This is a genomic window from Rhodocytophaga aerolata (assembly GCF_030503435.1).
GTDB classification, from domain to species: domain Bacteria; phylum Bacteroidota; class Bacteroidia; order Cytophagales; family 172606-1; genus Rhodocytophaga; species Rhodocytophaga aerolata.
On sequence record NZ_JAUKPO010000001.1, the window covers coordinates 867,560 to 891,085 of the forward strand.

Annotated in this window: 14 protein-coding genes; 7 read left to right on the forward strand and 7 right to left on the reverse strand. The window is 43.2% G+C overall.

What is annotated here, in order from left to right; translation table 11 throughout:
• Positions 1 to 11: 11 nt before the first annotated feature.
• Entirely contained in the window at positions 12 to 1,511 is a 1,500-nt protein-coding gene (locus Q0590_RS03515) for a SusD/RagB family nutrient-binding outer membrane lipoprotein (protein WP_302036090.1), read from the reverse strand.
• Between the two features lie 29 nt (positions 1,512 to 1,540).
• Positions 1,541 to 4,738 carry a SusC/RagA family TonB-linked outer membrane protein gene (locus tag Q0590_RS03520; protein ID WP_302036091.1) on the reverse strand — a complete coding sequence of 1,066 codons (3,198 nt, stop codon included), beginning with the start codon at positions 4,736 to 4,738 and terminating at the stop codon, positions 1,541 to 1,543.
• A gap of 312 nt (positions 4,739 to 5,050) precedes the next feature.
• Here Q0590_RS03520 and glyA point away from each other — a divergent pair, with 312 nt between their 5' ends.
• The 3 genes from glyA to Q0590_RS03535 all read left to right on the forward strand — a co-directional run bounded on the left by glyA (position 5,051) and on the right by Q0590_RS03535 (position 9,866).
• Positions 5,051 to 6,343: a serine hydroxymethyltransferase gene (gene glyA, locus Q0590_RS03525; protein ID WP_302036092.1), complete on the forward strand. Its 1,293-nt coding sequence runs from the start codon at positions 5,051 to 5,053 to the stop codon at positions 6,341 to 6,343.
• Between the two features lie 497 nt (positions 6,344 to 6,840).
• A complete protein-coding gene (locus Q0590_RS03530) occupies positions 6,841 to 9,225 on the forward strand; it encodes a PAS domain S-box protein (RefSeq protein ID WP_302036093.1) in 2,385 nt (794 codons plus the stop codon).
• Between the two features lie 125 nt (positions 9,226 to 9,350).
• Positions 9,351 to 9,866 (forward strand): GNAT family N-acetyltransferase, encoded by a 516-nt coding sequence (locus Q0590_RS03535; RefSeq protein WP_302036094.1) that lies wholly within the window; start codon positions 9,351 to 9,353, stop codon positions 9,864 to 9,866.
• Positions 9,867 to 10,020: 154 nt separating this feature from the next.
• Here Q0590_RS03535 and Q0590_RS03540 read toward each other — a convergent pair whose 3' ends face one another.
• Entirely contained in the window at positions 10,021 to 12,102 is a 2,082-nt protein-coding gene (locus Q0590_RS03540) for a S9 family peptidase (RefSeq protein WP_302036095.1), read from the reverse strand.
• A gap of 306 nt (positions 12,103 to 12,408) precedes the next feature.
• On the opposite strand from Q0590_RS03540, the gene Q0590_RS03545 reads away from it, so the two are divergent.
• Positions 12,409 to 13,950, forward strand: a complete 1,542-nt coding sequence (locus Q0590_RS03545) for a carbon-nitrogen hydrolase family protein (protein ID WP_302036096.1) — start codon at positions 12,409 to 12,411, stop codon at positions 13,948 to 13,950.
• Positions 13,951 to 13,979: 29 nt separating this feature from the next.
• Here the strand turns inward: Q0590_RS03545 and Q0590_RS03550 are convergent, their stop codons facing one another.
• Entirely contained in the window at positions 13,980 to 15,287 is a 1,308-nt protein-coding gene (locus Q0590_RS03550; RefSeq protein ID WP_302036097.1) for a hypothetical protein, read from the reverse strand.
• Positions 15,288 to 15,428: 141 nt separating this feature from the next.
• On the opposite strand from Q0590_RS03550, the gene Q0590_RS03555 reads away from it, so the two are divergent.
• The gene (locus tag Q0590_RS03555; protein ID WP_302036098.1) at positions 15,429 to 16,544 is read left to right on the forward strand and encodes a 3-keto-alpha-glucoside-1,2-lyase-like domain-containing protein; all 1,116 of its coding nucleotides are present in this window, start codon (positions 15,429 to 15,431) and stop codon (positions 16,542 to 16,544) included.
• Positions 16,545 to 16,637: 93 nt separating this feature from the next.
• On the opposite strand, the gene Q0590_RS03560 is transcribed toward Q0590_RS03555, so the two are convergent.
• From Q0590_RS03560 to Q0590_RS03570, 3 genes are all read right to left on the reverse strand, one after another.
• A complete protein-coding gene (locus Q0590_RS03560) occupies positions 16,638 to 17,687 on the reverse strand; it encodes a UDP-glucose--hexose-1-phosphate uridylyltransferase (RefSeq protein WP_302036099.1) in 1,050 nt (349 codons plus the stop codon).
• Positions 17,688 to 17,754: 67 nt separating this feature from the next.
• Positions 17,755 to 18,927, reverse strand: a complete 1,173-nt coding sequence (locus Q0590_RS03565) for a galactokinase (protein WP_302036100.1) — start codon at positions 18,925 to 18,927, stop codon at positions 17,755 to 17,757.
• Positions 18,928 to 19,051: 124 nt separating this feature from the next.
• A complete protein-coding gene (locus Q0590_RS03570) occupies positions 19,052 to 20,515 on the reverse strand; it encodes a glycoside hydrolase 5 family protein (protein WP_302036101.1) in 1,464 nt (487 codons plus the stop codon).
• Between the two features lie 286 nt (positions 20,516 to 20,801).
• Here Q0590_RS03570 and Q0590_RS03575 point away from each other — a divergent pair, with 286 nt between their 5' ends.
• Both Q0590_RS03575 and Q0590_RS03580 read left to right on the forward strand, forming a co-directional pair.
• Complete coding sequence (locus Q0590_RS03575) at positions 20,802 to 22,259, forward strand: RtcB family protein (protein ID WP_302036102.1); 1,458 nt, start codon at positions 20,802 to 20,804, stop codon at positions 22,257 to 22,259.
• Positions 22,260 to 22,660: 401 nt separating this feature from the next.
• Complete coding sequence (locus Q0590_RS03580) at positions 22,661 to 23,515, forward strand: tetratricopeptide repeat protein (RefSeq protein ID WP_302036103.1); 855 nt, start codon at positions 22,661 to 22,663, stop codon at positions 23,513 to 23,515.
• Positions 23,516 to 23,526: the final 11 nt, after the last annotated feature.

The following is a 23,526-nucleotide window of genomic DNA, read 5'->3' on the forward strand; positions in this document are numbered from 1 at the left end:
GTTAGTAATGGTTATTTATCCCAGAATATCCTATCCGTAATGGAAGCACTTGGAACGTTGCCAGCATTATTAATTAACTCTGTTTGCGGATACAGGAATCTTCTGGGAAATAGCCCGCCAGTTTCATTTCCTGGAGCAGGCGTAAGTCTTGGAATGCCACTTGTGTTTCCCGGAGCCCCGGCAGGAATGCTTCTCCGCCAGTCAGTCCAGGCTTCTGCTTCCAGGAAGAGGGCTATATATTTTTCAGTAAAAAGCTTTTCAAACCCATTAACCTGCATAGTAGCAGCCGTTTCACTGGCATAAAGTGCTTCATAAGCCGGGTTGGCTGCACCAGTTACCCGCAGAATAGATGACTTTACAGCCTCATTATAGGCGGTGGCGGCAGCATCAAAATTATTTAGACGTAAATTAGCCTCGGCTTCAATAAACTTAACTTCCGTATACGTGATCCAATTGGTAGGAGAGCTGGGCGTATTAATGTACGGCCCTAATCTGGAACGGTTGGCTACTGCCGCCACAGCTCCATAAGGGGTTCCTACATAATTTCCATCGGCATCTTTCTGAGCCACGTTACTCACAATATCATCTGTTACATAATAAGGCAATCTGGGGTCATCTACACCCGGGGCTACTCTGTTTTCCAGCAAATTGATAAATTCCTGAGCAACAGAAATATTATTCTGCCCGAATGTACCCTGCAAGAAACCAAACCAAGGCCCTGCCTGGTCATTAGTCGTACCAAATACTATTTTGGCATCCTCTGCATTGCTGGTAAAAGTGCCCGCAGTAATTTGTGCCAGCGCATTGGTAGCTGACTGGGTAGCATCTATTTTACTCAAATGGTTATAATATCTGGCTTTTAAAGCTCTGGCCAGTTTTATCCATTTGGGTGCGGAAGTGGTTACCCATGCAGCTTCACTACTAGCCCGGTAAATCAGATCATTGGTGCTGGGTGAGGTGGTACTGGTGGTTTGCAAATCGGCTATGCCTTCATCCAATAATAGTTGTACCTGCTCATACACTTGTTCGCCACTATCGAAAGTTGGCTGTGGGTATCTCTCCAGATCAAAAGCTGTACTATAGGGCACATCTCCCCAAAAGTCAACGGCATAGCCCAGCAGCATGGCCATCTGAATTTTGGCTACACCCCGGTAGTGGGTAGCCCCGTTTTCATTGGCTTTCTGGATAATGGTATGCAGATCTTTCATGGCACCTGCATAAAATTTTTCATTCCAGGCTTCATCAAAGAAGCGGGGAAAGTAGCCATAGTCTGTAATGCTGCGCCAGTTGAGCAAAATGCCAGTCATTTGCTGTAGTAAGATGCTGGTTGTTTGAGCCGTATATTCTCCAATGGCCCAGGTCTGGTTTGCCTGAGCTACCGGCAAAAGGCCTCCTACAGCCGCATCGGTAGCATTGTTGGGATTAATGTTGGCTTCCTCCAGGTTGCAGGAATAAAATGTTAGCAGTACCAACACGAAAGAAGTCTTTATATAGCTAGGTAATCGGTTCATTTGATCGGCTTTAAAAGATGGATGTATAATTACAGCGTAACATTCAGGCTAATGCCATAACTTTTTGTGTTGGGTGTACCAAAAGCATCAATCCCTATGGCACTATTGGGGCTATTAGGTGAACTTACCGGCCCATACAGATTGGTTTCCGGATCAATACCTGTGTAATTGGTAATCAGAATCAGGTTTCTGCCATATACACTCAGATCCAGGTTGGTTAATTTAATTTTGCTGATCAAGGGCTTAGGGAATGTGTACGTGAGTGTGGCATCCCGTAACCTGAACCAGGAGCCGTCTTCAATCATCCGTTCTGCAATGTTTCTGTTACCGGCGTTCACCCCATAATACGAAGCCTGATTAAGTAAGGCAGGGGTGGTATTTACCTGTCCGTCGGATTCTCTGATACCTTTAAAAATAACCAGGTGGCCCCGGTCTTCGCTGTTTTTAGGGATGCCCTGTGCATTCATCCAGTTACCGGTAACATTGGCTACATCACCCCCCTTGCGGATATCCCACAAAAAGGATAAGGACAGGCCGCTATAGGTAAAGGTATTTCGTATGCCCATTAGCCAGTCTGGCTGCGGATTACCTATTCTTTTCTCTGAGGTCGGGTTATCTGGCGTGGCTGGGTTTATCTGTGGATACCCGGCATCATTTAGTAAAAGCTGCCCTGCTTCATTACGCTTAAAGGCTGTACCGTAGAATACACCATAGGGTTCACCTTCTCTTAAGGTAGGCGCTAAATTTCCATACCCACCTAGCCTGATTTCGTCTACTGGCAAAGATTTTACGGTATTTCGGTTGCGGGTAAAATTGACCAGCGCATTCCACTTGAATTTATTGATTTGAATGGGTGTACCAGTTAAAACCAGCTCAATCCCTTTATTTTCGATTACGCCGGAATTAATCCGTTGGTTAGTAAATCCGGTAGACCCTGGAATGACTACATTCACTATCTGATCAGCATTCAGGGAGCGGTACCAGGTGAAATCTATACCTACCCTGTTCTGAAGAAAATTCAACTCTGTACCAAATTCAATGGTAGTATTTTTTTCAGGCTTTAATTCACTGTTGCCTGCATCATTACTTAGTTCTACACCTCCTAAACCTGCTACCGGAAACCGAAGAATAGTGCCATACTCCGATGTTTCTACACTTCCTCCACGTTCATAATACGTCTGGGTAGCATAAATAGGCGCATCCCGTCCTACCTGTGCCCAGGAACCTTTCAGTTTACCAAAAGATAAAATATCATCCAGGCCTAGTAGTTCAGTAAATACAAAACCTAAACTGGTGGAACCATATAAGAAAGAGTTGTTCTTTTTGGGCAAAGTAGATGACCATTCGTTTCTGGCAGACAGCTCCAGAAAGAGGATTCCTTTCCACCCGGCATTAATTCTGGAAAAAGCGGCTACGGTTTTCTTGCGGAATTCTTCCTGTATCGGATTTATACTTTCTGTGGCATTGCTGATATTATACAAACCCGGAATTTGCAGGTTGCTTCCGCTGATGTATTGCCTTTTGTTATTGGTATAAAAATGATTGTGGCCTACCATCCAGGAAAGGTCAAAATCATTAAACTGTTTGCTTGCCGTCAAGAAAAGATCAGAATTGATGGTAATGTCTGTATAGGTATCTTCCAGTACCCGGCCAAACCGTCCGTCGCCGCCTGTAGTACCTCTGGCCCAAACCTGCGTACGCTTGTCACTGGAAAAATCTGAACCTAAGCGGTACATCACATTGAGCCAGGGAAGCACATCATAATTAGCCTGCATATAACCGATTAAGCGGTTTACATCATCTTTGAAGGGATTGTTGTTAATAGTCCAGTAGGGGTTATCGGGCGTTCCGGTATCAGGACTGTTGGGGTTGTAATTAAAACTTCTCTGGTGGCCGTTTGGCAGCACATATCCTTCCGCATTATTAAAACTTCTGGGTGTGCGGATGGTGCCCTGAATGACATCGGCAAAATTATCGCCCCGGCCAAACCTAGTGCTTGCGCTGTTGGTATAAAAAGCAGAGCCAGTTAAACGTATTTTATCGGTTAACGAAGATTCTGCAGTCAGTTTGAAAGATGTTCTGCGGTAATCGTTTTTTGGAATAATTCCGGACTGGTTCAGGTTGCCCACAGAAAAGTACACACTTCCATTTTTATTCCCACTCGATATACTCAGGTGATTATTGAAAGTCTGCCCGGTTTGAAAGAACAAATCCTGGTTATCAATATTAGGGACTCTGGCATCTGCAATGGCTCTGGGATCATTCATATCCACAATAAATCCTCTGGCATCTTTCGGGTTGTTAGGAGAACCATCATAGCGCAGGGTAGTTACCGGAGGCCCAAAATGGCTGAATGTTAAATCTCCAAAAACATCGTTATCGCCTTGTGCATATACTTCTTGTTGCGGAAAATAATTGATAATCCGGTCAATGGAGGCAGTAGAGGAGAAATTTACTCTGGTATTCCGCCCTTCTGACCTGGAGCCTTTTTTAGTAGTGATTACCACTACCCCGCTTCCTGCCTGTATTCCATACAGAGCCGTCGCCGCCGGGCCTTTCAGCACCGTCATGGATTCTATGTCATCCGGATTAATATCGATGGCCCGGTTAGAAACGTCTACCCCTGACCCGGCAGCAGTTGAAGTCCGGAAACTATTATTGATGGGAATGCCATCTACCACAAATAAAGGTTGATTGTTGCCGCTGATAGAGGAATTACCCCGGATGGTGATGGAAGAACCTGCCCCGGCTGCCCCTCCCTGCCTGACTACTTGCACCCCGGCTGCCTTAGAATTAAGGGCATCTACTAAATTAGGTTCACGTGCCTGTATAATCTCTTTTGCCTGCACTTCCTGCACTGCATAGGCCAGTGCCTTTTTCTCCTGCGATATACCAAAAGCAGTTACCACTACCTCATCCAGATTTTGTACATCTTCGGCTAAACTTACATTAATAGTAGAAGAGGTACCTACTGGAATTTCCTGGGTAGTATAGCCAATAAAGCTAAAGACCAGAACTTCACCAGGAGAGGCTTGAATAGTGTAATTACCCTCAGGATCGGTTAACGTACCGCGGCTTGTTCCTTTAACTAATACGTTTACCCCTGGTATAGCTGTTTTTTCTGCCGCAGCGGTTACTTTCCCTGTAATATTTTGTTCTTGCGCAACCCCTTCAAAAGTGCTTATTGCACCTAGTATCAGCAAAATAATCTGTATTATTTTCTTCATATACTAAATATTATAGGTGATGAAAATCAAATATATAAACAGAATTTAATAATGGAAATAAATCAATGAATAATATTTTACACTGTTAATTATAACAAAATCAATTTTTTACAACGTTGACAACACAAAAAATTCTCTTGATTTTACCCGAAATTCCATAGATTATTCAGAAATTTTACTACTGATCCGGAAACTCTTTTGGATTGGCTTTAACAACCAATTAGGATATTTTTGCGATTTGCAGCTAAATTCAGGAAGCCAGAAAGGTATATACAAAAAATACACTTATTTTTACGCAAACTTACCAACCTCATGAGTAACTCAACACTGGTATCGTTACAGGATACCCAAATTTTCGATTTAATCAATAAAGAAAAGCATCGCCAGGAAAGTGGTATTGAGCTGATTGCCTCCGAAAACTTTGTTTCTCCACAGGTAATGCAAGCCATGGGCACTGTACTTACCAACAAATATGCGGAAGGATTACCTGGCAAACGCTATTATGGCGGATGCGAAATTGTAGATGAAATTGAACAACTCGCTATTGACCGGGCAAAAGAACTATTCGGCGCTAGCTGGGTAAACGTACAACCTCACTCAGGCGCACAGGCAAATGCAGCGGTATTTTTAGCCTGTTTAAACGCCGGAGATAAAATACTAGGTTTTGATCTTTCACATGGAGGACATTTAACACATGGGTCAGCGGTAAATTTTTCCGGCAAGCTATATTCACCGGTATTTTATGGAGTAGATAAAGAAACCGGATTGATTAACTGGGATAAAGTGGAGGCCACTGCCAAACAAGAACGGCCTAAGCTCATTATCTGCGGTGCTTCCGCCTACTCCCGTGATTGGGACTACCGGCGCCTGAGGGCTATTGCTGATGAGGTAGGTGCTTTGTTAATGGCTGATATTGCTCACCCGGCAGGCTTAATTGCCAAAGGTTTGTTAAACGATCCGCTGGACCATTGCCATGTGGTTACAACCACAACACATAAGACCTTGCGTGGCCCTCGTGGCGGTATGATTATGCTGCGCCACGACTTTGAAAATCCGTTTGGGCAGCGCACCCCTAAAGGTGAGTTAAAAATGATGTCAGCTTTGCTGGATATGGGTGTATTCCCAGGTATACAAGGCGGCCCGCTGGAGCATGTAATTGCGGCTAAAGCAGTAGCTTATCATGAAGCTTTATCAGACGAATATGCACAATATGTAGTGCAAGTACAAAAGAATGCGAAGGTGATGGCAAGTGCTTTTGTAGAAAAAGGCTACCAGATTATTTCTGGCGGCACTGATAATCACCTGATGCTGATAGACCTGCGCTCTAAAAACCTGACAGGTAAAATTGCTGAAAATACACTTATTAAAGCAGATATTACCATTAATAAGAATATGGTGCCTTTTGATGACAAATCTCCCTTTGTTACCTCCGGTATGCGGGTAGGTACTGCAGCGGTTACTACCAGAGGAATGAAAGAACAAGATATGCTACAGATTGTAGACTATATAGATGCTGTGCTGATGAAACACGACAATGATTCGGCCATAGCCAGTATTAAACATGAGGTAAATACGTGGATGAAAAAATTCCCACTCTATTTATAAGCTATTTCCCTATGCTTTCTATAACTGCCCGCCCACAAAGCGGGCAGTTTTGTTTTCAGGCTACTTAAGTTAGTGCCTATCCTTGATACCTGCCAGTCTTTTGTTCAGTCAAACGTCTACCATCGTACAGAGTAGGACAAAATATATGCACGGGCTGTATTAAAGAGAAAAGGTAATTAATGTATATACATACTTTTACTACTTTTTATACGTTCAGCTAATACGAATCCTAATCGAAATCAATCGTTTTTCCGTTAGTGTAATATTTATATAGAATATGTAACACATGATCGTTGCTTTTACTAGCAAAATCCTCTGTTACATTTATCTACATAAATCTTTGTGGAATCAGTATACGTAACAGGTACGAATAAATGATGTAAGAAAGCTTGGATTTACTGCTATCCATAGTAATTTTATATTTTTATGCTACCTTTTTACAACTCACTAAAGTTTATTGGGTAATAAGTTTAATTTAAAAAGTATAGCCGTTGTAGATGAGGTTAGAAAAAATCGTAAATATAATTTATTTAACAGGCGTCCTTGCCCTGATCAGTATAGGTATAGCTACCTATCATAACTTTCAGGCAGTTCTGGAGAGAAACAATTTACTTAGTCATTCACATGCCGTAATCCGGACAGCAGAGAAAATAGAAGCATTTATCAAAGAGGCAGAAACCAGCCACCGGGGGTATTTTCTTACCAGCGACAAAACATATTTAGCACCTTACCATACCAGTAAAGATTCTTTGCCGGTTTATCTTAAAAAACTTCAGCAATTTACTGCCGCTAATGCCTCTCAGCAGGCACGCCTGGAGAACCTGAGCCGCCGGACAGAAGATAAACTAGAGTTTTTGCAAGAATCCATCCTATTAAAAGATAGCCTGGCTTTAGCCTCCCAACTTCCGGTAAGCAGTATATTTCCCAAAGCAGGTAAAAAACTTATGGCCGATATCCGGGCAATTATTGCTTCTATTATAGCAGAAGAAAACCGCTCACTCGCTTTGCGTACCACAGACCTGGATAATAGCATTAGCCTGACCAGGTTAATTATTTATCTTGTTATTCTGCTTACCGCCATTATTGCCTGTGTTTCATTTATTGCCATGCGGAAACTCATCCGCAGTAAATCGAGCTACGAACAAAATTTGCACAACCTGAATAAGGAAGTGAACCGGTTTAATGAAGAGCTTAACAGTAGCAATGAAAAACTGCTCTCCACCAATGAGAAACTGGAAACAAGCAATGAACAATTGCAGGCCAACAACCGGTTGCTGCAACTATATGCCGACGAAATAAATGAGTTGTATAACCATGCACCCTGTGGGTATCATTCTACGAATGAAGCTGGGCTGATACTCAATATAAACGACACAGAACTTAAGTGGCTGGGTTATACGCGGGATGAAGTAATTGGCAAACTGCACCTAACCGATATTATTTCATCAAATGGTGCAGAGGCTTTCAAGCGTACCTATGAGCAGTTTCTGGCACAAGGGTATATTAATAATCTGGAGTCGGAAATGATCCGGAAAGATGGCACCCGTTTTCCAATATTAGTCAATATAAACTACCTGAAAGATGGCAATGGCAAATTCCTTAAAACCCATGCGAACATCTTCGATATTACAGAACTGAAAAAGGTACAGCAGAAGCTCCAGGAAAATGAGTACCATTACCGGCTAATGGCCGATAATATTACCGATATGATTTCAAGGCATTACCCGGATGGCACCTATTTTTATGTTTCCCCTTCATGCAAAAAGCTGCTAGGCTATACTCCAGAAGAACTGCAGGGAAGATCCTTATACGATCTTATTCACTTAGATGACCTGGAATCTGTGGTGCAATCTTATCTTTCGCTGACTGAGGTACCAGAGGTGCATACCTTTATTTACCGTATCCGCCGCAAAGACCGGAAGTGTATCTGGTTTGAAACGATTAACCGGTATTTTAAAGATCCGGAAACAAACCAGATTCAGGAAGTATTATCTGTATCCAGAGATGTAACCCAGCGGAAAGAAGTAGAAGAAAAACTGAAGGTAGCCAACCTGGAACTGGAACAGATAAAGCAAGACCTGGAATACCGTGTACAGGAGAGAACAACAGAATTGCACCATGCGCTGCAGGAGCTCCGCCTGCGTAACCATGAACTGGATAACTATGTGTACAAAGTTTCACACGATTTGCGGGCGCCACTGGCTTCTATCTTAGGCTTGGTTAGTTTATCTAAACTGGATAATGATATTAGTACCATTAAGCATTACATTGCCCTGATCGAGAACCGGGTAAACAAATCGGATGAGTTTATTAAGTCTGTAATGAACCACTCCCGGATTCTGAATGCCGAGCTGAATGTACAAAGTATAGATTTTGCAAAGCTGATTACTACCTCTATTGATGAACTCCGCTATATGCCGGAAGTAGATCAGATAGACTTTTCTATTAATATCGAAAATCAGCAAACAGGTTTTTTTAACGATGAAGAGCGGCTTTCTATCATATTCAAAAACTTTTTATCCAATGCCATAAAATACCGCAATCCACAGGCAGAAAAGAGTTTTGTACGGTTTACGATTACCCTTACCCCTCAGGAAGCTTTTATTCAGCTAGCCGACAACGGTGTAGGTATTGAATCTTCGTACCTGGATAAAATTTTCGATATGTTTTTCCGGGGTCCTATCCGCTCAGAAGGTTCTGGCCTGGGCTTATATATTGTGAAACAAACCTTAGACAGGCTTGGCGGTACAATAGATGTTAGCAGCCGGTTCAACAGAGGCACTACCTTCAAAATGGTAATTCCGAATTTAAAAGACGAAGTGAAACTGGAAACCCCACACGAGGCGGACCAACCGGTAGCAGATAATTCTGCCAAGCTGTAACCTTAGAAATTAGGTGCCAAAAACAGCATACTATTTAACAAAACTAGTATCTTGAGCCCGAAACAAGTTAATGGGACATGTATCCCGGCAGCTGATAAAATCCGCTAACTTCTAATTTCTATACCTTGACAGCCCTCCGACTGGAATTACTGGCTTTACCACATGCGCCAGCTATTCAGCTAATGGCTTCCGATCCGGAAGTAGCCGCTACTACCCGGGTGCCGCACCCGTATCCGGCAGGCGCAGCCAAAGCCTTTATTGAAATGAGTATACAGGAAGCCGCCGCCGGACGAATGTACAATAATGCCATTATAGCTGGAGACACCTTGGTGGGCGTAGCAGGCCTCATGCAGATTAAACCTGGTGATAAAGCGGAATTGGGCTACTGGATTGGTAAACCTTATTGGGGAAAAGGCTATGCCACCTTTGCTGTGCAAAACCTGTTGCCGTATGCTTTCATGCGGCTACATTTAAAAAAAGTGTATGCCCACGTACTGGATTATAATTTTGCTTCTCAGAAGGTATTGAAAAAAAACGGTTTTTTGTTTACCAGACAATTTATAGAATACGATGCTAAGTGGCGGAAAGATATCCTTCTGTATGAATATGAAATTACCCGGGAGCATTGGCAGCAGAGATAAAAGCTACCACTCAAATAATCAGTGCATGTAGTATGCCGAAATGTGAAGGGAAACGAATGACTTTTCCCTTCACATTTCGGCACTCCTTGTTTCTCTGGTCAATATTTATAACACTTTACAGCCCTTTCTTCTAGGAGATTTAGCGGTAATAGCCTTACTCTGCTGTAGTTACTACTTCCTTTTCCTGCATGCCTAATACATCCATAATAAAAGCATATTCCCTGGCGGTGTCATAAAACTTCTTAAACCTGCCAGATGCTCCGCCGTGTCCTGCTTCCATATTGGTATACATCAACAACAGATTGTTATCCGTTTTCATGGTGCGTAGTTTGGCTACCCATTTGGCAGGCTCCCAGTATTGTACCTGTGAATCGTGCAATCCGGTGGTAACGAGCATATTCGGATACGCCTGCTTTTTTACATTATCATAGGGCGAATACGAAAGCATGTAGTCAAAATACTCTTTTGTATTTGGGTTGCCCCACTCATCGTATTCCCCAGTGGTTAGCGGAATTGATTCATCCAGCATGGTAGTCATTACATCTACAAACGGCACATGGGCTACTACCGCTTTATACAGATCTGGCCGCATGTTTACGACGGCTCCCATTAGTAAACCTCCAGCACTTCCGCCCATGGCTACTAGTTTTTCCGGATTCGTGTATTTCTCTTTAATTAAAAACTCAGAACAGTCTATAAAGTCAGTAAAGGTATTTTTCTTTTTCAGCAGTTTGCCATCTTCATACCACTGGCGGCCCATTTCCTGGCCACCCCGGATATGGACAATGGCAAAAATAAAACCCCGGTCCAGCAGGCTGAGCCTGGAAGAACTAAAGGTAGCTTCTGAACTAATGCCATACGAACCGTAGGAATATTGATACAAAGGATTATTACCATCTTTGTTAATGCCTTTGCGGTAGACTAAAGATATAGGAATTTTCACCCCATCTCTGGCTGTGGCATATACCCGTTCCGATACATAATTTTCTTTCGTAAATCCGCCTTGTACTTCCTGCTGCTTCAGCAATTTTTTCTCTTTGGTTTCCATGTCATATTCATATACAGACCCAGGTGTGGTAAGAGAGGTATAGCCATAGCGGAGTTTGGGTGTATCCATTTCGGGATTAATATCTGTATAAGCCAGGTAAGCTGGTTCGCCAAAATCCAGGTAGTGTTCCCCTTTATCTTGCCAGCGAATTATGCGCATGTGCAGTAGCCCTTCTTTCCGCTCATTCAGTACCAAATGGTTTTTAAACAGCTCAAAATTATCCAGATACACCTCTTTCCGGTGGGGAATTACTTCTTTCCAGGCTTTTTTATCGGCCGACTTTGCTACTGGCACTTCCATTAAGCGGAAGTTTTGCGCCTGCCAGTTAGTAAGAATATAAAACTGATCGTTCAGGTGTTCGGCTGTATATTCGTGTTCCTCTTCGCGGGGCAATACCACCGTAAATTTATCCTCGGGCCGGCTGGCATCCAGGTAATGCATTTCGGAAGATAGAGTGCTGCCAATATGCAGCATAATGTATTTTTTGGATTTGGTGCGGAAAAGAGAAGTATAAAAAGTATCGTCCTCTTCTTCATACACCAGTTTATCAGTCTTTGGGTCAGTGCCTAGCACGTGTTTGTATACCTGGAAAGGCAGCAGTGTTTCGGTATCTTTCTTTACATAGAAAACTGATTTACTATCGCTTGCCCAGGCAAAGCCCGGATCTACATCCTGAATTATTTCCGGATAGAACTTGCCGGTTGCTAAATTTTTGAATTGAAGGGTGTATAAGCGGCGGCTTACGGTATCTACCGCATAGGCCAGTATCTGTTCGTCGTCACTTACTTCCAGGCCTGCGGCATCAAAATAATCATGCCCTTTTGCCATGTCATTTTCATTCAGGATGATTTCTTCCGTTGCCTCCAGCGAGCCTTTTTTCCGGCAATGAATTGGGTACTCAAAGCCTTCCTCGTAGCGGTAGTAGTAGTAATAATTTCCATCTTTAAAAGGAGCCGATTCGTCTTTCTCCTTTATCCGGCCTTTCATCTCATTGAATAATTTTTCCTGCAAAGGCTTGGTATGAGCCATTACTGTATCCAGGTACTTGTTTTCCGCTTCCAGGTAGGTAATCACTTCAGGGTTTTCCCGGTCACGCAGCCAGTAATACTTATCGGTGCGGTCTTGTCCGTGAGTAGTTAAAATTTTAGGGATTTCTTTCGCTTTTGGGGCATTTACTTGTACGCGCATAGGTTTGGTTTTATCTATTTTCTCCGTACTAGGCTGGCAGGCTATCAGCCATGCAAAACTAAGGAGGTATAAAGGTACAAATGGTTTAAAATTCATTTTAGTTTAAATGGAAGCTTAGGTTAGTATGCCGGCAATCTACTGATTTTAGTAAAATATATTTTCCAAAGTTTTGGTGTAAGCAGCTAAGTTAGCTGAATTGGCGGCTAACTTTCTGAGTTTTTATTCTATTCCTTTTCTTATAGAGGAACGCTTGACCCCTAATAGCCGTTATACTAATCGAACCAACCCATTTTTGATTACCCAGGTATGGAAAAGACCCTACAACAGACCTCTGAATATACAATTATATTAAGGAATCTTGAACTTTCAGACTATGCCGATTTTAGTGAGGCGGCTACTCTGGCCTACACCGGTATGAGTGGCACCTGGCAACCCAGGCATCTGGAAAAACTACTGGAAATTTTTCCACAAGGACAGCTTTGTATTGAAGTAAATGGCAAAGTAGTAGCTGCTGCGCTGTCGTTGATTGTAGATTATGCTAAATACGGCGATAACCACACGTATGTGCAGATAACCGGTAATTATGAATTTACTACGCACGACCCAAATGGCGATGTGTTGTACGGCATAGATGTATTTATTCATCCTGATTTCAGAGGCATGCGGCTGGGAAGGCGTTTGTACAATGCACGGAAAGAACTGTGCGAATACCTGAATTTGCGGGCCATTGTAGCCGGTGGACGTATTCCTGGATATGGCGAATATGCAGCGGAACTAACGCCTAAACAGTATATAGAGAAAGTACGGCACCGGGAGTTGTATGATCCTATTCTGTCGTTCCAGTTTGCCAATGATTTTCACGTCAAGAAAATTCTGACCAAATACCTGCCTTCCGACCATGCTTCTCAGGCCTATGCTACGCTTATTGAGTGGAACAACATTTATTATGTAGAAAAGAAGCCGGCATTTAATGATAAAAAATCCGTGGTGCGGCTGGGTATTGTCCAGTGGCAGATGCGGAATGTGCAGTCGGTAGATGCCCTGATCAGCCAGATTGAGTTTTTTGTAGATGCAGTAAGCGGCTACAAATCTGACTTTATTTTATTTCCGGAACTATTTAATGCGCCATTAATGGCTGAGTTTAATCAGTCTTCTGAACCGGAAGCTATCCGTCGACTGGCCGGGTATACTGATCAGTTACGGAATAAGTTTACAGAATTTGCCGTATACTATAATATAAATATTATTACCGGAAGTATGCCTTACTATGAAGAAGGCAAATTGTACAATGTGGCTTACCTCTGCCGCCGCGATGGAACCTGGGAACCGCAATATAAAATTCATATTACACCCAATGAAGCATACCATTGGGGTATGGTAGGTGGCAACGAACTCAAAATATTCGATACGGACCGTGGCCGCATTGGCATCTTAATCTGTTATGATGTAGAGTTTCCGGAACTGCCCCGTTTACTGGCCGACCAGGGTATGGAAATCTTGTTTGTGCCTTTCCTGACAGATACACAGAATGGGTATAACCGGGTAAGGTTTTGTGCCCAGGCAAGAGCCATTGAAAATGAATGCTATGTGGCTATTGCCGGCAGTGTGGGTAATTTGCCAAAAGTAAACAACATGGATATTCAGTATGCCCAGTCAGCGGTATTTTCTCCCTCTGATTTTCCTTTTCCTACAAATGCCACTGTTTCAGAGGCTACTCCCAATGCTGAATTAACTTTAATTGCGGATGTAAACCTGGATTTATTGAAAGAGTTGCATACCTCCGGAAGTGTAAAAAACCTGAAAGACCGCCGGAAAGATTTATATAGATTATCCTGGATAGCAAAGTAAACAAAAAGCTGCCCTAAGGGCAGCTTTTCTTATTCAAACTCATCTTCAAATACGAGCTTCTTGTGTTTATCCCACAGCCGTACATAGTTTACCGCACCTGCTCCCATAAACTTATAGCGGATACCTACTACTTTCCCTGCATCATTTGAGTATACCGTTCTATATATCTGTTTCCCATTCAGAAAAATAGATACCTGCCGGTTTTTCACCTCCAACCGGAGCTTTTGCCACTGCGACAAATCACATCCAAAGGCAGATAAATCATTTATGCGGCCTTCCAGATACAAGTCGCCTAGGGTAAGATTAATGTTGCCGACACAGCCTGGAATAGCTAGTGGGACAAGCATCCGGCCATTGGAACACATAATAGTGATGCGGCTTTCCTGGCAAACAGCATTACCAGTATTTGTTTCGTTCTTTACTTCGGTTTCAAAAGAAAAATCATCACTGGCGAGTTCACCAAAATCTTGCACATTGTAATAGTCTAGCCAGGGAATCTGCTCATTAGAAGCTAGTTTAAATTTCTCTAGTGAAGAGAGTGAAGCCTGCAATATACCTTTGTCAATAATTTTATCTTTCACATACAAGGGAACCGGTTCATTTTCTATTAAAGCCAGCCATCCATCGGTTTTTATGTATACATCGTGCTCTTTAATTACCTGATTGTTAATCAGCAGTTTTGCCCGGTGATACCCGGGATAATAATAGGTAGTGGTGTACTGGTGGCCTTCTCTGGAAACATTTTCCCGCAGCCGCTGGTCCCAGGATTGCTGAATGGCTATATCATCTGAGGGAGAAGCTGTGGCATCATAATGAAATATGACTGTATTCGGTACGCCAAGGGTTACTGGCTGGCTGCTGAACCGGATTGCTGACGGATCAACAGAAAAAGATTTAAAAATCAGCCCGTATGAGATAAATCCAACCATAATGAGTATCAGGCAAATCGCCAATGTATAAACATAAGCAGTTGCCTTACGGTGGGAGCGTATTTCCTGCGGTAATTCCGGTAAAGCAACTTCAGATACAACTGCTTCTGTAGGTGGCTCTTCGGGGAGAGCCGCAGGTGTATGTGCCAGTTTAAATGCGCGCCAGGTTGAGTATCCGGCAAACGCGGCCAGTGTATTCAGGGTTTGTAACGTAGGCGAACTAGTATAGGCAACTTTACCCCATAGCCGTTTTAAAGTTGTCACACTTAAGCGGATTTTGGTTGTGCAGTAAATGCGTTCACTGAGTTCCTCAAAATCCTGATGTGTCCAACGGCTGTTTTCCCCCCAGCCAAGTTGTTGCTCTATTTGGGTAAGACAAAGCTGGAGGAGCTGTATATTTTCTTCCATGATCCGAATAATTGGCGTACTTCAAATAGTTGAACCGGTTTGAACAAACTTGTACAAGCTATGCGCTCATAAAATTTAGCCTGCTCCTTACATTTGGCTTAGGAAATTTACCAAAGTTCAGCCAATAAACTTACCGTTCGTATGAAAAAGTATGCAACCTTTATTTCACTCCTCTTGCTGTGGTGGAGCATTTTACCCGCAGTGGCACAGACAGAAGATGCCATTCCTTTCTCATCCGGCCAATGGGTAATAGAAGCCCAGGACCAGAAGATAGAGGAATATGCCGGCAAACAGAGTTTATACCTGCGTAATGGCGCAGCTTTTCTCAAAGATGTAGCTTTTACCAATGGCATTATCGAGTTTGACATTAACTTCCATAAACAAAGAGGCTTTATGGGAGTGATGTTCCGCATGGCCGACAAAGCCAATTTTGAAGAATTTTATCTCCGCTCCCATCAGTCTGGCAATCCGGATGCTATGCAATATACGCCGGTAAATAATACCCTGGCTGCCTGGCAATTATACCATGGAGAAGGATATTCTGTTGCTTTTCCGTATGCCTTCGATGAGTGGATGCATGTAAAACTGGTTATTGCCGGAGATCAGGGGGAGGTGTATATCAACAATATGGAAACTCCGGTTCTTTTTATGCATGACTTAAAACGGGAGGGTAAACCTGGTATGATAGGTGTAAAAACGTTGGGTGAAAATGGCCGCTACGCCAATTTTACATTCACTAAAATAGATAACCCGGTGCTGAAAGGAGAAGGAAAAGCAGAACCAGCCACAGAACCGGGTACTGTTACCAGCTGGCAAATCTCTCCTGCTTTTCATGAAAAACAATTGGAAAATAAACTAACTCTAACAGATGCTGACTCAAAAACCATGACCTGGCAAAAGCTTATTACCGAGAAAAACGGACTTGCTAACATTGCTACACTAACAGGGTTTACTAAAGAACAGAATACAGTGTTTGCCAGAGTAAGCATAGAATCTGACAAAGCACAGGTAAAAAAGTTTGTTTTTGGTTTCAGCGACCGGGTAAAAGTGTTTCTCAATAATCAATTGCTGTTCAGCGGCAACGATGATTTTACTTCGCGGGATTACCGGTTTTTGGGAACAATTGGCTATTTCGATGCGGTGTATCTCCCGCTGAAAAAGGGCAAGAATGAACTCTGGCTGGCAGTATCAGAAACCATGGGCGGATGGGGCCTGAAAGGAAAATTCGAAACCATGGAGGGAATACAGGTGAAGTAAGGTAGTAATAGGAACTACAGATTGAATACTACAGTCCTTTCTTCTCAATCATTCCAGCAACATGAGCCCACTTTTGCTGGAATGCTAGTACTCCTATCTGTTTTTATAATGCACCTCCGGTAAACCCCTTAACCGTTCGGCAGCGGCTTCTGGGGTGATATCCCGTTGCGGATTACCCATCATTTCATAACCTACCATAAACTTCTTCACGGTGGCAGACCGTAGCAGTGGCGGATAAAAATGCATATGCCAGTGCCACTCCGGATAAATGCCTCCATCCGTTGGTGCCTGGTGCATACCTGCCGAATAGGGAAAAGATATGTTAAACAGATTATCGTACCGGGTCGTGAGGCGCTTGAGTATATCTGCCAGGGCATCTTTTTCATCATCATGAAAGGCACTGATGGTTTGTACTACCCGGCGACTGATAATCATAGTCTCAAAAGGCCATACTGCCCAGAAAGGTACCAGCGCTACAAAATGCTCATTCTCTATGAGAATACGTTCTTTTTTCTCCAGTTCAATAGCTAAATAATCTTCCAGCAGACTTTTGCCGGTAGCTTCGTAATAATTTTTTTGTTGCCTGGTTTCTTTCGTTACCTCTACCGGAACTGAACTTTGTGCCCATATTTGCCCGTGCGGATGCGGATTACTGGCTCCCATCATTTCTCCTTTATTTTCGAAAATCTGCACATAGCTAATATCCGGCCTGCCACCTAGTTCATTGAATTGGTCAATCCACAAATCTACTACTTTACGGATAGCAGCTACTTCCATCAAAGGTAAAGTCAGGTCATGCCTGGGCGAAAAGCAGATCACTTTACAAACGCCTCTTTCGCTTTTCGCAATGAGCAGATTATTCTCATTGATGTCTCCTTCTGGTGAATCTGCCTGTAGTGCGGCAAAATCATTAGTAAACGCAAACGTTTCTGTATACGCCGGATTTTTTATACCCCCAGACCGTTCATTGCCAGGACACAAATAACATGCTGGGTCATATACTGGCCGTTCGTCTTTCGGTAAGTCTTCTACCTTGCCTTGCCAGGGCCGCTTGGAACGGTGTGGCGAAACCAATATCCACTCTCCGGTAAGAATATTGAGACGTTTATGCGAGTGCTCGTTGAGGTCGAATGTTTGTTGCATAGGTGAAAAAATTAGTTAAGTTACGATTTTACCCCTACAGGTTTTGGAAACCTGTGAGGGGTATGAGCTACCGCTTGATCACCGATGTGCCGTCTTCTATTTTGCCATCGTATATTTTAAGATTAATACCGGTTTGCTGTTTATAGGCTTTGGAAATCCGGTCGAAAAACGCTTCTATATTTTCTTCTTTTACTAAGTTAATGGTACAGCCCCCAAAACCGCCACCCATCATCCGGGAGCCCAGTACAATGTCTTCTTTCTCAGTAAACTCTACCAGGTAATCCAGTTCCGGGCAGCTTACTTCATAAAGGTCACGCAAGCCATAATGGGTTAAATACATCCGGTTGCCAAAAGAGGCCATATCTCCCCGCTGTAAATCTTCGGTAGCCAGTAGTAAGCGGGCAATTTCTTCTACTACATATAGGCAACGGTTGTAAATAACCGGCTCCATTTCCATACGGTGTAGTTCCAGTTGCTCTAAGCTTACATCCCGCAGGCTCTTAATTTCCGGGTAATAGCTTTGCAACAACTTTACACCAGCTTCGCATTGCTCGCGGCGGGTATTGTACTCTGTAGCCACTAAAGAATGTTTTACACCAGTATCACACAAAACAATGCGGATATCCTGCATTTTAAAGGGAAAATACTCATACTCCAGAGAGCGGCAGTCCAGGCGGATTACATGGTCTTTCTTCCCGAACACGCTGGCAAACTGATCCATGATACCAGATTTCACGCCTACAAACTCATTCTCCACTTTCTGCCCCAGCTTTACCAGTTCTATCCGGGAAATATTGAGATTAAATGCCTCACTTAAGGCAAATCCTACGGCACATTCCAGGGCAGCTGATGAAGACATACCTGCGCCAATAGGCACATTGGCACTGATGACACAGTCGAAACCTCTAATCTTATGCCCGGCTTTCACCAGTTGCTGCACCATGCCAGACAAATAATTTGGCCATCCTTTATCTGATTTCTGGATATCCGGAAGCTTTCCGCTGTAGGTATCATTGAGGTCAGCAGCTACCCAGTTGTAGTAATCATCTTGCCTGGGAGTTAAGGCTACATAAGCGGCTTTATCTACCGCAGCAGGCAGCACAAACCCTTCGTTATAGTCGGTATGTTCTCCGATCAGGTTTACCCGGCCCGGAGACCGGACAATAATAGGCTTCGTATGAAAATGCTGTTTAAAAACTTCTTCCAGGTGGCTGACAATATCGGTGGCGGCTGTTGACATAAGTAAAAAATTTATAGATAAGGTTATAACGAATGAAAAAGTATTCAGTTGAGGATGGGTATAGTAACAATGCCGGAACAAAAGTAAAAATAGCCAGTTAAATCTCCTATTTTCAGTAACCAACTCATGGAATCCGCTTGATTAATAATGCTATGTCTGTCCATCCAAGTGGCAGTTCTATTGATAGAAGACCTTTGTTAGTGGTGTGGGCTTTCGTAAAATCTTGAGCAGTATTGGCTTGTGTGTGCCAGAAAATAACCTTGTAATTTCCTATAGCCATAGAAAGCCGTAACATTACCGGAGCTGAAGAAACCTGCGGAGCCACCATTCCTCCAATGGTGTTGGTATGCAGCAGCCAGATAATTGCCTGGTTGCTGTCGCCGCAAGCAAACACTTGTATGTTTTTAGAAGATACTTTTATAGCTTTGGCGATATTCCGTCTGCTAAAGGTCGTCCAATCTACTAATTCACAGAAGGCTGCCATACTTTTCTGTGCCAGCTGCATACCTTGGGTTAATACATGCGGATGCCGGTAAGGCCAACGCATCCCCCCGCCTGCACCACCCGATGCCAGATGTGCCCATTGCATGAAGCGGAAATATTCTTCATCGAATGTCTGAGGCAGAGTGCCTTTCCTTTTCCGGAAGGCACGGATTGGCCCGTGTTCACTGTCGAAAAAAGGCCGGCTATTGCTGAGTTGAGCTAGTGCTTTGCTTGCTAATTTTTCTGTACCAATGGCGGCTTTTACAGTATCCGTGGGAGCATCCAGGGCTGTTAACCCGTAAAAATGTGTGGTAGCAAAATCTAAGGAGGGATGCCTGAAAATAATTTCCTGCAAAGCCGGATACTTGTTTAGATGCGGAGCAAAGGCAGAAACTGTTTGCAAATGTGCTTTTCCATGAATTTGTATTTCCAGGCCCCGTAAGAAAGTACTTATGTCCGTAACAAATTCATCAATAGCGGCAACTTCATTATTGGAATGAATGGGTTCTACTTCGTTCCATAAATCCCAGGCAAACAATACGCCGCTTTTGCCCCAACGCCCTGTTACAAAAGCCAGTCTGTTTTTCAAGGCTTGTTTAGTATTTGTACAGGCCAACCATTGAGATTTACTGCTGCATGGGCCACCGTTCCGCTGGTTATAAGGATGTTTTCTCCACCTCCGGCGCATCCAGAAGGTATCAAAGGGGGTGAGCAGCAGCCGTACCCTATGCTTTTCGCATAAGCTGAACAAATCGTCCCACAACTGAATCATAAACGGATTAAATACACCTGCCGGATATTCCAGATAGCGGTGTTCCGTCTGGCAATACTCCAGCATCAGCCGCAAACAGGTTACGCCCTGGGCTGCCAGATTCTGCAGATACATATCTACCGCTGCCATATTCTTCCGCCTGTACAAACCGGCCAGTCCAGGCCAGGTAATGGCATCATTCTGCCCGATAGGTGTCCATGCATGGCCTTCTTCCGTTATAAAATAAGGCGCTGAGGGTGCTACTTTTATCCAGGGTACTGGTGGAATAGCATAAACTGGTTTTGAAGCGGAGTAAGGCAGAGAAAAAATATCCGGGTGTGTAGCTGCTATCACAGGCGAAGAAAAGATTGCTGCAAAATACGATGAAGTCACCGGCTATCCAACCTTCTTTTTTATGCTTTTTAAATACAGTTGAGAATCAAAACAGGCTCTAGAATTTTCAACTATTTGCTTTGTGAAAAGGAAACATAGCCGTTCCATTCTCCTATACGTATATTAAACACTCTCCAGGAGAGATGTATGAAGCACCCTATAGTGTTGACTTTATGAAGTATATTTTTTGTAACGGGTAATTCATTTTCAAATTTTCACATTTCCTAATTTACACATTGATGTAGGTATGGCCAAACAGTTAAATAATAATGAGCTAAGAGCTATCGGGTTTTATGAATCGGATGTGTTGAAAAGTGCCGGAAAACTGGCAAAAAACCTGATCAAGCAGAAGGAGTTTACCAAAGAAGAACTATTAGCCTGGTATGCCAAAATTCTGGAAAACCCGCAGGACTTTACCGATCATGAAGTATTTGGAGGTATAGCCCAGGCCATTCAAGTAAAGCAACCCGCAAAAAAGACCCAGAAAAAGCAGACCAGTCAATATGAGTTGAAGCAGGACAAACCAGCCTACAAAGTATACGGACCCGAACAAATAGAAGCCGGTGCCCTGCAGCAGATGGATACTGCCATGAAATTGCCTGTGGCCGTGGCTGGCTCCCTCATGCCCGATGCCCATCATGGCTATGGATTGCCTATTGGTGGCGTACTGGCAACTACGGCTAACACCGTTATTCCCTTTGCCGTGGGAGTAGATATTGCCTGCCGCATGTGTATGTCCGTTTTTGATATAGAAGCCCATTATATAGCTCATAAAGATCATCTGCTGAAAAGTTATTTGCAGAACAATACCGTTTTTGGCCTGGACACCAAAAACATGAACTCCCTGCCCGACGACATATTTGATAACCCCAACTGGAAGGCCACCAGTGTAATTCGTGGCCTGCGCCAGAAAGCGGAAGCTCAACTCGGCTCCTCAGGTACAGGCAATCATTTTGTTGAATGGGGAATATTGGAAATTACCGAAGAAACCAAAGAACTGCGCTTACCTAAGGGTAAATACCTGGCGCTCCTCTCCCACTCTGGTTCCCGGGGTTTTGGGGCCAATATTGCTAACCATTATTCTAAACTAGCTATGGAACGCACCAAGCTGCCCAGAGAAGCACAGCACTTAGCCTGGCTAGATTTGAATACCGAAGAAGGGCAGGAATACTGGATAGGGATGAACCTGGCGGGTGAATATGCCTCGGCTAACCACCATCAGATTCACCGGAAAATGGCCAAAGCATTGGGTGTAAAACCCTCTCTGGTAGTAGAAAACCACCATAACTTTGCCTGGAAAGAAACCCTGGCTGATGGCACGCCTGTTATTGTGCACCGGAAGGGAGCCACACCTGCTGGGAAAGGTGTATTAGGAATTATTCCTGGTTCTTCGGCACAGCCAGGTTTTGTAGTGAAAGGAAAAGGGAATCCGTTCTCTATTAACTCTGCTTCTCATGGAGCAGGCCGCCTGATGTCCCGCTCCAAGGCATTAAATAGCCTCAACAAAAAAGAGGTAAGGGAGTTTCTGGCAGAAAAAGGAGTAACCCTGATTGGCGGCGATCTGGATGAGGCACCTATGGTATACAAGGATATTCATGCCGTAATAGCAGCCCAGGCTGATCTGGTAGAAGTACTTGGTAATTTTACCCCCAAGATTGTCCGCATGGCTGACCCTGACAGGCGCAAAGGATGCAGGGAAGATTAAGCAACAAACTGGATTAGAAAGATAATAATGATAAAGGTGAGTATACTGCTTTTTGTAGTAAATAACTCTTTTCTTTTCCGAAGGCTAAACCCTAAATATCTACTAATCAAATAATTGCTCTAAATACAAACCAACAACAGGACACGATACTATATATTTTATTCCAGCTATTTTTTTGCAGATCAAAGGATTCTCGTCTTGCAATTGCTGCTGTAGAAGAAATTATTACATCCCAGAATTCTGAGAATAAAGTAAAAGTTGTGCTAAACATATAAAAAACGTAAATTTTCCATTAACCTTTTCTGAGAATAGTTGGTATATATTAAGAAATTGTTAAATTTATATTACTAAGTTTTAACAAAACAATTTGTTTGTGCAGTACTTTAACCCAGTGTATATCCTTGAAAAGAAATTTACTCATCTATATCTGGCTTTTTCTGGCTCCTTTGGCTAGCCTATGTGCACAGCCAGTAGCCTATGTTTCTTCGGTTGAAAAAAAGGCATTTGCCCTTGCCAAAAATGCTTCGCCAGAAAATCTTTTTATGCTCCTGCTTGCGTCAGATCCACAGATGACGCACGAAAAAGTTAGCCATCTGCAGCAGCAACTGCATAGCTTTATCCTTCATTTACAAGAGAAAAAACATCAGTTTGCCTCAGAGAAAAAATACCTGCACTGGGTAGTACAAGAGGTTAGAAACCAGTATCTGCACGATTACGAATTATACCCTTCCTTTCACCAACTATTCGCTAACGGCACCTACAATTGCTTATCGGGTACAGCCTTATACGGATTAATTTTACAGAAGCTAAATTATCAGGTAGAAATCCATGAAACGGCTTTTCATGCCTATCTTATCATTCATACACCTAAACGGAAGATATTGCTGGATGCCACAGATGCTGAAAATGGATTTGCCTATTATGCCTACCAGATACAAGCCAGAGAAGCCTTGTACCGGGAAAATGAACGGGCCAGGTATCAGCCTGCGTTTAACCGGGTAATTGATTTTTATGAACTGGCCGGATTGCATTATTATAATGAAGGGATCATTCAATTTAATGCACAAAATTACACTGCTAGTTTAAATTACCTGGAGAAGGCCGCTCAATTATACCCCCGCTCTGAACGTATCCAACATTTACAGGCAAATGCATTACAGAGTCAGCAAAGATTTGAAGCCTCACAGGTTACCAGACGATCGAACAAGCCCAAAGGAATTAGTGCTGTTCAAACCAATGAATCTGCCCATAAATAAAGAAGAAAGGC

Bases quoted from the DNA above. Each gene is read 5' to 3' on its own strand.
- Q0590_RS03560 (WP_302036099.1), bottom strand. From the start codon at position 17,687: ATGCAACAAACATTCGACCTCAACGAGCACTCGCATAAACGTCTCAAT.
- Q0590_RS03530 (WP_302036093.1), top strand. From the start codon at position 6,841: ATGAGGTTAGAAAAAATCGTAAATATAATTTATTTAACAGGCGTCCTT.
- Q0590_RS03545 (WP_302036096.1), top strand. From the start codon at position 12,409: ATGGAAAAGACCCTACAACAGACCTCTGAATATACAATTATATTAAGG.
- Q0590_RS03550 (WP_302036097.1), bottom strand. From the start codon at position 15,287: ATGGAAGAAAATATACAGCTCCTCCAGCTTTGTCTTACCCAAATAGAG.
- Q0590_RS03555 (WP_302036098.1), top strand. From the start codon at position 15,429: ATGAAAAAGTATGCAACCTTTATTTCACTCCTCTTGCTGTGGTGGAGC.
- Q0590_RS03515 (WP_302036090.1), bottom strand. From the start codon at position 1,511: ATGAACCGATTACCTAGCTATATAAAGACTTCTTTCGTGTTGGTACTG.
- Q0590_RS03540 (WP_302036095.1), bottom strand. From the start codon at position 12,102: ATGCGCGTACAAGTAAATGCCCCAAAAGCGAAAGAAATCCCTAAAATT.
- Q0590_RS03520 (WP_302036091.1), bottom strand. From the start codon at position 4,738: ATGAAGAAAATAATACAGATTATTTTGCTGATACTAGGTGCAATAAGC.
- Q0590_RS03565 (WP_302036100.1), bottom strand. From the start codon at position 18,927: ATGTCAACAGCCGCCACCGATATTGTCAGCCACCTGGAAGAAGTTTTT.
- glyA (WP_302036092.1), top strand. From the start codon at position 5,051: ATGAGTAACTCAACACTGGTATCGTTACAGGATACCCAAATTTTCGAT.
- Q0590_RS03575 (WP_302036102.1), top strand. From the start codon at position 20,802: ATGGCCAAACAGTTAAATAATAATGAGCTAAGAGCTATCGGGTTTTAT.